We start from the raw sequence: 10,580 nt of genomic DNA, 5'->3' as shown, positions 1-10,580 counted from the left end.
AAGATAAGAAGTTCAACTGGGCAAGCTTCGAAGAATTCAAGAAGGGCCACGACCTCAAGGGCCAGACGCTGACCATCTTCGGTCCGTGGCGCGGCGAGGATGAGGCGCTGTTCAAGAGCGTCTACGCCTACTTCACCGAAGCGACGGGCGCCGAGATCAAGTACTCGTCTTCTGAAAACTACGAGCAGCAGATCGTCATCGACACCCAGGCCGGAAGCCCCTCCGAAATCTCGATCCTGCCGCAGCCGGGTCTGATCGCCGATCTCGCCTCCAAGGGTTACCTGACGCCGCTTGGCGACGAGACCCAGAAGTGGCTGCTCGACAACTACGCCGCCGGCCAGTCCTGGGTCGATCTGTCGACCTACAAGGACAAGGACGGCAAGGCCGCGCTCTTTGCCTTCCCCTACAAGATCGACGTGAAGTCGCTCGTCTGGTACGTGCCGGAAAACTTCGAGGACGCCGGCTACGAAGTGCCGAAGACCATGGAAGAGCTGAAGGCGCTAACCGAGAAGATCGCTGCCGACGGCGGCAAGCCCTGGTGCATCGGGCTCGGCTCTGGCGGTGCGACCGGCTGGCCGGCAACCGACTGGGTGGAAGACCTGATGCTGCGCACGCAGCCGGCTGACGTCTACGACAAGTGGGTCAAGAACGAGATCCCGTTCACCGATCCTGCCGTTGTCGGCGCGCTCGACGAGTTCGGCTGGTTCGCCAAGAACGACAAGTTCGTCGATGGCGGCGCTGCGGCCGTTGCCTCGACCGACTTCCGCGACAGCCCGAAGGGCCTCTTTGCCTCGCCGCCTAAGTGCTACCTGCACCACCAGGCATCCTTCATCCCGTCCTTCTTCCCGGAGGGCACGGTGATCGGCGAGGACGCGGACTTCTTCTACATGCCGCCTTACGAGAGCAAGAAGGAGCTCGGCAACCCGGTGCTCGGTGCCGGTACGCTGGCCATGATCACCAAGGATTCGCCGGCGGCGCGCGCCTTCATCGAATTCCTGAAGACGCCGATCGCGCATGAAGTCTGGATGGCGCAGACGAGCTTCCTGACACCCTACAAGAGCGTCAATGTCGACACCTACGGCAATCCGCCGCTGAAGAAGCAGGGCGAGATCCTCTTGAACGCCACCACCTTCCGCTTCGACGGTTCGGACCTGATGCCGGGCAAGATCGGCGCGGGTGCGTTCTGGACCGGCATGGTCGATTTCGTCGGCGGCAAGTCGTCGGCCGACGTTGCCGACGGCGTGCAGAAGGCCTGGGACGCCATCAAGTAGCAGGAACGATGACGGGCGGCAGACATGCCGCCCGTTGCCGATACGGGCTCCATGCCAGAGCGGGGAGCGGAAAAGCGCATGCGGTTTTCTGTTCGCTTCCCGCTCTCCATGAGGCGGTGGGCCCCAAGGAGAACGGCGACAATCGCCAGCCCTGCACGCGACCGTGCACCGAGGGGGAGGGACATGTCATGTTGTTTCAGCTTGTGAAAGCTGCAGGGTTCATGTTGGGCGGGGTAATCGCCTGTGCCGCCTATTTCTGGGGAACCAGTTTCATTCTCGACTTGATCTTCCCGTCGAAAGGGAAGTCCGGCGCCGTCGCCGCAAGAAACCTGCGTATTACCAACGCTATCCGTCCGTGGTTGTTTCTGGGCCCGGCACTGCTGGCGCTGACGGTCTACCTCATCTATCCCGTCTTCATGTCGCTCTGGTACAGCGTCCATGATCGGGCGGGCCAGAACTTCGTCGGTGTCAGCAACTACACCTGGATGGTCAACGACGGCGAGTTTCGCCAGTCGATCTACAACAATTTTCTCTGGCTGCTGGTCGTCCCGGCGCTGGCCACCTTCTTCGGTCTGATCATTGCCGCACTCACCGATCGCATCTGGTGGGGCAACATCGCCAAGACGCTGATCTTCATGCCGATGGCGATCTCGTTCGTCGGCGCCGCGGTCATCTGGAAGTTCATCTACGATTTTCGACCCGAAGGAGCGGATCAGATCGGTCTGCTGAACGGGATCGTGGTTGCCTTCGGCGGTGATCCGCAGGCCTGGATCACGCTGCCTTTCTGGAACAATTTCTTCCTGATGGCGATCCTTGTCTGGATCCAGACGGGTTTCGCCATGGTCATTCTTTCTGCGGCGCTGCGGGGCATTCCCGAAGAAACGATCGAGGCGGCCGTCATTGACGGCGCCAATGGCTGGCAGATTTTCTTCAAGATCATGGTGCCGCAGATCTGGGGCACGATCGCCGTCGTCTGGACGACCATCACCATTCTTGTGCTGAAGGTCTTCGATATCGTTCTCGCCATGACCAACGGCCAATGGCAGAGCCAGGTGCTCGCCAACCTCATGTTCGACTGGATGTTCCGCGGGGGCGGAGACTTCGGTCGAGGGGCGGCGATCGCCGTCGTCATCATGATCCTCGTCATTCCGATCATGGTCTGGAACATCCGCAATGCGGCCAAGGAAATGAAGGGGCACTGAGATGAATCCAGCGACACGCTCCCCCCTCATGTGGGTTGTCCACCTCTCGGTCCTTTTGATCGTGGCGCTCTGGACTCTGCCGACCGCCGGCTTGTTGATCTCGTCACTGCGCGACAAGGACCAACTCGCCGTTTCCGGCTGGTGGACGGCGCTCTCGACATCGTCGCAGAACATCGTCGTCCGGGCGCCCGGTCCTGAGAGCCAGGTCGAGCGCGACGGCAAGTTCTTGATCGCCGGCAATCTGCTCGAAGGGCAGGCGGGGCAGATTTCCGCCTTCGGCTTCAACAGCCGTGAGCCGACGGCGTTCAAGGCCGGTGAAACCGCCGAACTCAACGACGGCGAAAAACTGACGGTTCAGGCGGACGGCAATTTCGAGATCGTCTCGGACAAGAAGATGGAAGGAAGCCGCGGCCAGCGCGTCTTCATCACGGCCTCGTCGCCGCCGCGCTTCACCTTCGACAACTATGCTGAGGTTCTGGGGGCCGAAAACATTGGCCGGTCCTTCATCAACTCGCTGACCGTCGCGGTGCCGGCGACGATCATTCCGATCATGATCGCCGCCTTCGCGGCCTATGCGCTTGCCTGGATGCCGTTCCCCGGTCGGGCAATCCTGATCGCCGTCGTCGTCGGCCTTCTGGTCGTGCCGCTGCAGATGTCGCTGATCCCGCTGCTGAAGCTCTATAACGGTGTCGGTACGATCTTGGGCGTGCCGCCCAAGACCTATGTCGGCATCTGGCTGGCGCATACCGGCTTCGGGCTGCCGCTGGCGATCTATCTCTTGCGCAACTACATGGCCGGCCTGCCGCGCGAAATCATGGAATCCGCCCGCGTCGATGGCGCCAGCGATTTCGATATCTTCGTCAAGATCATCCTGCCCTTGTCCTTCCCGGCGCTTGCCTCATTCGCAATTTTCCAGTTCCTTTGGACCTGGAACGACCTGCTTGTGGCGATCGTGTTCCTGGGGGCAGGGCCGGACGAATTGGTCCTGACGGGCCGGCTCGTCAACTTGCTCGGTTCACGCGGCGGCAATTGGGAAATCCTGACGGCCTCCGCCTTCATTACCATCATCGTTCCGCTGATCGTCTTCTTCAGCTTGCAACGCTATCTCGTGCGCGGCTTGCTGGCGGGTTCGGTCAAGGGCGGCTGACTATCAAGGACCACCAGAGAAAATGAGCATGACCGAAATGAGCAACTCCACTTTGCAACCGGACCGGGACTGGTGGCGCGGCGCGGTGATCTACCAGATCTATCCGCGCTCCTACCAGGACTCCAACGACGACGGCATCGGCGACCTGAAGGGCATCGTTGCCCGGCTGCCGCACATCGCCGCCCTCGGTGCCGACGCAATCTGGATTTCGCCGTTCTTCACCTCGCCGATGAAGGACTTCGGTTACGACGTCTCCAACTACACCGATGTCGACCATATCTTCGGCAGCCTTGCGGATTTCGATGCCGTGATAGCTGAGGCGCACCGCCTCGGCATTCGGGTGATGATCGATCTGGTGTTATCGCATACCTCGGACCAGCATCCCTGGTTCGTCGAGAGCAGGTCGAGCCGGACGAACGCCAAGGCGGATTGGTACGTCTGGGCAGACTCCAAACCCGACGGCACGCCGCCCAACAACTGGCTCTCGATCTTCGGGGGCTCGGCCTGGGCGTGGGATCCGACCCGCCTGCAGTATTACCTGCACAACTTCCTGACCTCGCAGCCGGACCTCAATCTGCACAATCCGGAGGTTCAGGAAGCGCTTCTCGGCGTCGAACGCTTCTGGCTGGAGCGCGGTGTTGACGGCTTCCGCCTCGACACCATCAACTTCTATTTCCATGACAAGCAGCTGCGTGACAATCCGGCACTGGCGCCGGAGCGCCGCAACGCCCAGACCGCGCCTGCCGTGAACCCCTACAACTATCAGGAACATCTCTACGACAAGAATCAGCCGGAGAACCTGGCATTCCTGAAGCGCTTCCGCGCCGTTATGGACGAATTCCCCGCGATCGCCGCGGTCGGCGAGGTAGGCGACAGCCAGCGCGGCCTGGAGATCGCCGGCGAATACACCTCCGGCGGCGACAAGATGCAGATGTGCTACGCGTTCGAGTTCCTGGCGCCGGATCCGCTGACGCCGGCGACCGTTGCTGAGGTTCTCGGGAATTTCCAAAAGGCTGCGCCCGAAGGCTGGGCCTGCTGGGCCTTCTCCAACCACGACGTCGTGCGCCATGTCAGCCGCTGGAGTGAAGGTGTTGCCGATCGCGACGCGCATGCGAAGCTCCTCGCAAGCCTGTTGATGTCGCTACGCGGCTCGGTCTGTATCTATCAGGGCGAGGAGCTGGCGCTGACGGAGGCGGAACTTGCCTATGAGGATCTGAAGGATCCCTATGGGATCCAGTTCTGGCCCGACTTCAAGGGCCGCGACGGCTGCCGCACGCCGATGGTTTGGGATGGCGCGGCGGTCAATGGCGGCTTCGGCGCCGCCAAACCTTGGCTGCCGGTGCCGGCAGGGCATCTGCAGCGCGCCGTGTCGATCCAGCAGGGCGACGAGGCCTCGGTCCTCGAACACTATCGCCGCTTCCTGCATTTCCGGAAGGCGCATCCGGCGTTTGCCAAGGGCGAGATCGAGTTCGTAAGCACGGATGCTCCGGTTCTCGCCTTCGTGCGCAGCTACGGCAACGAGAAGATCTTCTGCCTCTTCAACATGAGCGGCGAGCCAGTGGCGGCCCTGTTGCCGAATGAACCGCTTGCCGCGCTGGAGGGGCATGGCTTCGTTGCCGAGGTCGGGGCTGGAACGGTCAAGCTTTCAGCTTGGGGCGCGTTTTTCGCGCGGCTGGTATGATTCTGATGAACAATATGAGAGCAAGGACAGACGGGAAGAATCGAAGGGGAGGGTGCAATGACAGGTCTGCTGCTTAAAGATATCCGCAAGTCCTACGGCGCGGTCGATGTCATTCATGGCATCAATCTCGACATCAAGCAGGGCGAGTTCATCGTCTTCGTCGGCCCGTCCGGCTGCGGAAAGTCGACGCTGCTGCGCATGATCGCGGGTCTCGAGGAGATCACCGGCGGCGACATGTTCATCGATGGCGAGCGCGTCAACACCGTGCCGCCGTCGAAGCGCGGCATTGCCATGGTGTTCCAGTCTTACGCGCTCTACCCGCACATGACGGTCTACGACAACATGGCCTTCGGCATGCGGATCGCCAAGGAGACGAAGGAGGAGATCGACCGTCGCGTGCGCAACGCCGCCGATATCCTGCAGCTCACCAAATATCTAGACCGCTTGCCCAAGGCTCTGTCCGGTGGCCAGCGCCAGCGTGTCGCCATCGGCCGCGCGATCTGCCGTGACCCCAAGGTCTTCCTGTTCGACGAGCCGTTGTCGAACCTGGATGCGGCCCTGCGCGTCGCCACCCGCATCGAGATCGCCAAGCTCAGTGAGCAGATGGCGGACACGACGATGATCTACGTCACTCACGACCAGGTGGAGGCGATGACGCTTGCCGATCGTATCGTGGTGCTGTCGCAGGGGCACATCGAGCAGGTGGGCGCGCCGTTGGAACTCTACGAGCGTCCGGCCAATCTCTTCGTCGCCCGTTTCATCGGTTCACCGGCGATGAACATCATTCCCTCGACGGTCACGGCGACCGGCGCGCAGACAACGGTGAAGCTGACCGGCGGCAAGAGCGTGACCCTCGATATCCCGACCGACGCATCACAGAACGGCAAGACCGCGAGCTTCGGCGTGCGACCCGAAGATCTGCAGGTGAGCACTGGCGACGATTTCCTGTTCGAAGGTACGGTCTCGATCGTCGAGGCGCTCGGCGAAGTGACGCTGCTCTACATCGAGGGTCTCGTCGACAAGGAGCCGATCATCGCCAAGATCCCCGGCATCTTGCCGGTTCACCGCGGCGACAAGGTGCGCTTCACGGCCGACAAGGCCAAGCTGCATCTCTTCGATGCCGAAGGCCGCAGCTATCGCACCTAAGTGACGACGTCGACCTCACGGTTTTCGACCCGCCCGTAAAATCGGGCGGGTTTTTTCAATGCAATCGGCCGATCAAACCCTCTGTTAAATCTCTGCCGCTAATCTGTCTCAAAAGGGGATAAGAAAGGCATATCGATGAGAGGCGCGGCGCCTGTGATGCACCAGCACTTCCTGAACAAGGAAGAGTCCTTCATGTACGACCGGGAAGCGAGCTTTCCGATGGAGGACACCCGGAACGAAGCGCGCATCGAATATACTGAAAAGGGCATGACGCAGCTGAGTTCTCGCCGCTGCGAAATCCTCAAGCTCTCCAAGAGCGGCGCCGTTCTCGGCATCCTGACCCAGTACCAGCTGCCGCAGAATTTCTATCTGGATATCCCGAGCGCCCGCATCCAGATGGTCGGCTGCCTGCTGAAGCGGGTGCATGCCAACAACGTCGTCGAAGCGCGCTTTCTTCGTCTGCTGACCGACCGCGATCTCAATCGCATCTTCGTTTACAGCACCCACCCGAACCACCGGAACCGCACGCTCGACATCTACCGTTAACCAGTACGCTCAGGTCTTGACCGGCGTGCACGGTTCAATGGAAGGTTGTGGTTTCCGCAACGGATTCGGACCACACCGATGCAGCAACCCTATCGGCTTTCCTGCCATTGCGGTGATATCGCCATCGAAGTCGACGAGGAGCTGAGAGGCCTTGTCGACTGCAATTGCTCGACCTGCCGGCGCTCCGGTTTCCTGCACTGGAAGGTGGATGCAGCCAAGGTGACGCTGCTGACCGAGAAGCGCCGCCTGTCGAGTTACATCTGGCGCGGGCTTAACGAGGGGCACCACTTTTGCCCGACCTGCTCGACGCCGATCATGCGCAGCGGCTATCCGGACAACAGGATTTCCATCAATGCACGCTGCATCGAGAACGTCGATGTCTTTGCGCTTGAGATTGAACGCTACGACGGCCGCAACGATATGTTTCCCGGCCCGCTGCCGTGAGCGTGTCGATGCCGCTGAGCAGCCGCCATCCCGAAGTGGACATTCGGCGATGAAAAGAGCGCCGTTCTCTCAGGAACCGGCGCTCTTGGCTTTTTAGTGGAAGAGGACGCTCGCGCCCTGATCGGCCGTGCCGGCAATTGCGCGGAACGGTGCGAAAAGCTCCCGTCCCATGCCGAACTCGTTATCCGACAGGTCGGCATGCGCCGGTACGCGCGTCTTCAGCGCGATGTCTTCGACCAGGACTTCGATCGTTCCGGCAGTCGCATCGATGCGGACGATGTCTCCTTCCTGGATGCGGGCGATCGGGCCGCCGTCCTTGGCTTCCGGCGTCACGTGGATTGCCGCGGGCACCTTGCCGGAGGCGCCGGACATGCGTCCATCGGTGAGGATGGCGACGCGCTGGCCGCGATCCTGCAGGATGCCGAGAACGGTCGTCAGCTTGTGCAGCTCGGGCATGCCGTTCGCCTTCGGGCCCTGGAAGCGCACGACGGCGACAAAATCGCCCTCGAGCTTTCCGGCCTTGAAGGCGGCATTGAGCTCGGCCTGATCGTGGAAGATCTTGGCCGGCGCCTCGATGACGTGTCGATCCGGTTTCACGGCGGAGATCTTGATAACCGCCTTGCCGAGATTGCCGGTCAGCATCTTCAGGCCGCCGGTATGCTGGAACGGCTGGTCGATGGTCGCAAGCACCTTGGGATCGGCGCTTTCCTTCGGCGTCGGCACGCGCTCGACCCCGCCATTGGCGCCGAGACGGATATCGATCTTGTAGGCATCGAGGCCCTGACCGAAGACCGTGCGCACGTCGTCGTGCAGTAGGCCGCCGCGAAGAAGCTGGCTGATCAGGAAGCCCATGCCGCCGGCGGCATGGAAGTGGTTCACATCGGCAAGCCCGTTCGGATAGACGCGCGCGAGCAGCGGCACGATATCGGAGAGCTCGGAAATATCCTGCCAGGTGAGCACGATGCCGGCAGCGCGCGCCATGGCGACGAGGTGCATGGTGTGATTGGTAGAGCCGCCGGTCGCATGCAGACCGACGACACCGTTGACGATGGAACGCTCGTCGATCATTTCGCCTGCCGGCGTGAATTCGTTGCCCATGGCGGTGATCGCCAGCGCCCGCTTGGCGGCTTCCTTCGTCAGCGCGTCGCGCAGCGGCGTGCCCGGATTGACGAAAGAGGCGCCGGGCATGTGGAAGCCCATGATCTCCATCAGCATCTGGTTGGAGTTGGCGGTGCCGTAGAAGGTGCAGGTGCCGGGACCGTGATAGGACTTGGACTCCGCCTCCAGGAGCTCGTCGCGGCCGACCTTGCCTTCGGCGAAGAGCTGGCGCACCCGCGCCTTCTCGTCGTTCGGCAGACCCGATGTCATCGGGCCGGCGGGCACGAAGACGGCCGGCAGATGGCCGAAGGTCAGCGCCGCGATGACGAGGCCCGGCACGATCTTGTCGCAGACGCCGAGATAGACGGTGGAATCGAACATGTTGTGCGACAGGCCGACACCGGCGGCCATGGCGATCAGGTCGCGTGAAAAGAGCGAAAGCTCCATGCCGGGCTGGCCCTGCGTGACACCGTCGCACATGGCCGGCACGCCACCTGCAACCTGCGCAACGCCGCCTGCGGCGCGTGCCGCCTCGCGGATCAGCGCCGGATAGGTCTCGAACGGTTGATGGGCCGAAAGCATGTCATTGTAGGAGGTAATGATGCCAAGGTTGGGCACGCGGTCGCCCGCCAGCGCCACCTTCTCGGCGGGGGAACAGACGGCAAATCCGTGCGCGAGGTTGCCGCAACCGAGCACGCTGCGGTGCGGGCCGCTTGAAGCCGCGCGGCGGACGCGGTCGAGATAGGGTTCGCGGTGCGGTTTCGAGCGCTCGACGATACGTGCGGTGATCGCGGCAATGCGGGAATCGGCGGACATGACAAATCCTGTTCCGGAGCCTTGAAGCTCCTCATCTTCATCCAGTCATCGGTCCGGAACGCGGCTCGCTTGGGAGAACGCAAGTAGCGTCCCGGCATTTCTCAGAAACACGTGTCCGTTCCGATGGGAGCGCCACCGGCTGAACGCGTTTCCAAAAGTCCTATTGGGTCGGTACGACCCAACATTATTCGATCTAGAGGCGCCCGCCGTGCGTTCACAGGAACGCACGGCACCTCAGGGCGCCCAGTAAATCTGCACCGGTGATACGGCACGGCGCAGCATGGCGCGGATCGGCATATCCTTCTCGTCGCCGGCTTCTACCGCCTTGGCGAGAACGGTCTTCTTGCCCTCGCCCTCGATGTGCAGCACCAGCAGGTGCGCATCCTGAAGGCTGGCAAAGGTGAAGGTCAGGCGGGGTTCGCCGGCCCCTTCCGCTTCCATGGTGATTACGCCGCGCGGCGTTGCCGGATCGATGGCGCGCGCGAGTTGTGATCCACCCGGGAAGAACGACGCGGTATGCCCGTCCGTTCCCATGCCGAGAATGGCGACATCGAACGGTGCGCCGATCTTGGCGGTTTCGCGGCTTGCTGCCTCTGCCGCAGCGTCAGCGGACGGAGCCGCATGATAGAGGGGTATGAACGTCGCTGCTGCCGCCTTGTCCTGGAGCAGGTTGGCGGCAACCAGGCCATGGTTCGAGCGGTCGCTTTCCGGCGGTACGAAACGTTCGTCGACGAGCGTCACGTTCACCTTGTCCCAGGCGATGTCCTTCTTGGAAAGCGCCTGGAAGAAGGCCTTGGGGGTGGAGCCGCCGGAGACGGCGATACTCGCGGAACCGCGTGCGGCGATGCCGGCGGTCAGCGCTTGGCTCACGGCATCGGCAAGGCCTTCCGCCAGTGCCGTACCATTCTCGAAGGTATGAAGCTTAGAGGTCATCGGCGCACCTATATCGCATCGTTCCAAGTGCGGCCGTCGCGCTCGATCAGCGCGATCGACTGGCTCGGGCCCCAGGTGCCGGCGGTGTAGCCCTGGACCTGCTGCCCGGTTTCCTCCCAGGCCTTCAGGATCGGATCGACCCACTTCCATGCCGCCTCGACTTCGTCACGGCGCACGAACAGCGTCTGGTTGTTGCGCACGACATCGAACAGCAGCCGCTCATAGGCGTCGGCATTGCGCACGGCAAAAGCCTCGGCAAAACTCATGTCGAGCGAGACGTTGCGCAAGCGCATGCC

The 10,580-nt window shown here is 62.2% G+C and carries 9 protein-coding genes and 1 pseudogene; 7 read left to right on the top strand and 3 right to left on the bottom strand.

Annotation, left to right across the window (positions count from 1 at the left end; genetic code table 11):
* From I8N66_RS13180 to I8N66_RS13150, 7 genes are all read left to right on the top strand, one after another.
* The coding region (locus I8N66_RS13180; protein WP_291154327.1) for an ABC transporter substrate-binding protein at positions 1-1,271 on the top strand (1,271 nt) is incomplete at its 5' end.
* Positions 1,272-1,462: 191 nt separating this feature from the next.
* A complete protein-coding gene (locus I8N66_RS13175; RefSeq protein WP_113536752.1) occupies positions 1,463-2,473 on the top strand; it encodes a sugar ABC transporter permease in 1,011 nt (336 codons plus the stop codon).
* 1 nt (position 2,474) lies between these two features.
* The gene (locus I8N66_RS13170; protein WP_291154326.1) at positions 2,475-3,620 is read left to right on the top strand and encodes a carbohydrate ABC transporter permease; all 1,146 of its coding nucleotides are present in this window, start codon (positions 2,475-2,477) and stop codon (positions 3,618-3,620) included.
* Between the two features lie 22 nt (positions 3,621-3,642).
* Positions 3,643-5,301 carry an alpha-glucosidase family protein gene (locus tag I8N66_RS13165; RefSeq protein WP_113536397.1) on the top strand — a complete coding sequence of 553 codons (1,659 nt, stop codon included), beginning with the start codon at positions 3,643-3,645 and terminating at the stop codon, positions 5,299-5,301.
* A gap of 57 nt (positions 5,302-5,358) precedes the next feature.
* Positions 5,359-6,447: a sn-glycerol-3-phosphate ABC transporter ATP-binding protein UgpC gene (gene ugpC / locus I8N66_RS13160; protein WP_113536396.1), complete on the top strand. Its 1,089-nt coding sequence runs from the start codon at positions 5,359-5,361 to the stop codon at positions 6,445-6,447.
* Positions 6,448-6,582: 135 nt separating this feature from the next.
* Positions 6,583-6,993 carry a hypothetical protein gene (locus I8N66_RS13155; protein WP_113536395.1) on the top strand — a complete coding sequence of 137 codons (411 nt, stop codon included), beginning with the start codon at positions 6,583-6,585 and terminating at the stop codon, positions 6,991-6,993.
* Positions 6,994-7,071: 78 nt separating this feature from the next.
* The gene (locus I8N66_RS13150; protein ID WP_291154325.1) at positions 7,072-7,437 is read left to right on the top strand and encodes a GFA family protein; all 366 of its coding nucleotides are present in this window, start codon (positions 7,072-7,074) and stop codon (positions 7,435-7,437) included.
* Positions 7,438-7,530: 93 nt separating this feature from the next.
* Here the strand turns inward: I8N66_RS13150 and edd are convergent, their stop codons facing one another.
* The 3 genes and pseudogenes from edd to I8N66_RS13135 all read right to left on the bottom strand — a co-directional run.
* Entirely contained in the window at positions 7,531-9,351 is a 1,821-nt protein-coding gene (edd, locus tag I8N66_RS13145) for a phosphogluconate dehydratase (RefSeq protein ID WP_113536393.1), read from the bottom strand.
* A gap of 234 nt (positions 9,352-9,585) precedes the next feature.
* Positions 9,586-10,284: a 6-phosphogluconolactonase gene (pgl, locus tag I8N66_RS13140; RefSeq protein WP_291154323.1), complete on the bottom strand. Its 699-nt coding sequence runs from the start codon at positions 10,282-10,284 to the stop codon at positions 9,586-9,588.
* 8 nt (positions 10,285-10,292) lie between these two features.
* Positions 10,293-10,580, bottom strand: a pseudogene (locus tag I8N66_RS13135) (glucose-6-phosphate dehydrogenase); the annotation flags it as partial.

Source organism: Ensifer sp. SSB1 (genome assembly GCF_016652895.1).
GTDB lineage: Bacteria > Pseudomonadota > Alphaproteobacteria > Rhizobiales > Rhizobiaceae > Ensifer.
The sequence above is the reverse complement of the archived record's forward strand: the minus strand, read 5'-3'. Positions and strand labels throughout refer to the sequence as shown.

Coding starts and splice junctions, on each gene's coding strand:
- I8N66_RS13165 (WP_113536397.1), top strand. CDS start 3,643: ATGAGCATGACCGAAATGAGCAACTCCACTTTGCAACCGGACCGGGAC.
- ugpC (WP_113536396.1), top strand. CDS start 5,359: ATGACAGGTCTGCTGCTTAAAGATATCCGCAAGTCCTACGGCGCGGTC.
- I8N66_RS13150 (WP_291154325.1), top strand. CDS start 7,072: ATGCAGCAACCCTATCGGCTTTCCTGCCATTGCGGTGATATCGCCATC.
- pgl (WP_291154323.1), bottom strand. CDS start 10,284: ATGACCTCTAAGCTTCATACCTTCGAGAATGGTACGGCACTGGCGGAA.
- I8N66_RS13170 (WP_291154326.1), top strand. CDS start 2,475: ATGAATCCAGCGACACGCTCCCCCCTCATGTGGGTTGTCCACCTCTCG.
- I8N66_RS13155 (WP_113536395.1), top strand. CDS start 6,583: ATGAGAGGCGCGGCGCCTGTGATGCACCAGCACTTCCTGAACAAGGAA.
- edd (WP_113536393.1), bottom strand. CDS start 9,351: ATGTCCGCCGATTCCCGCATTGCCGCGATCACCGCACGTATCGTCGAG.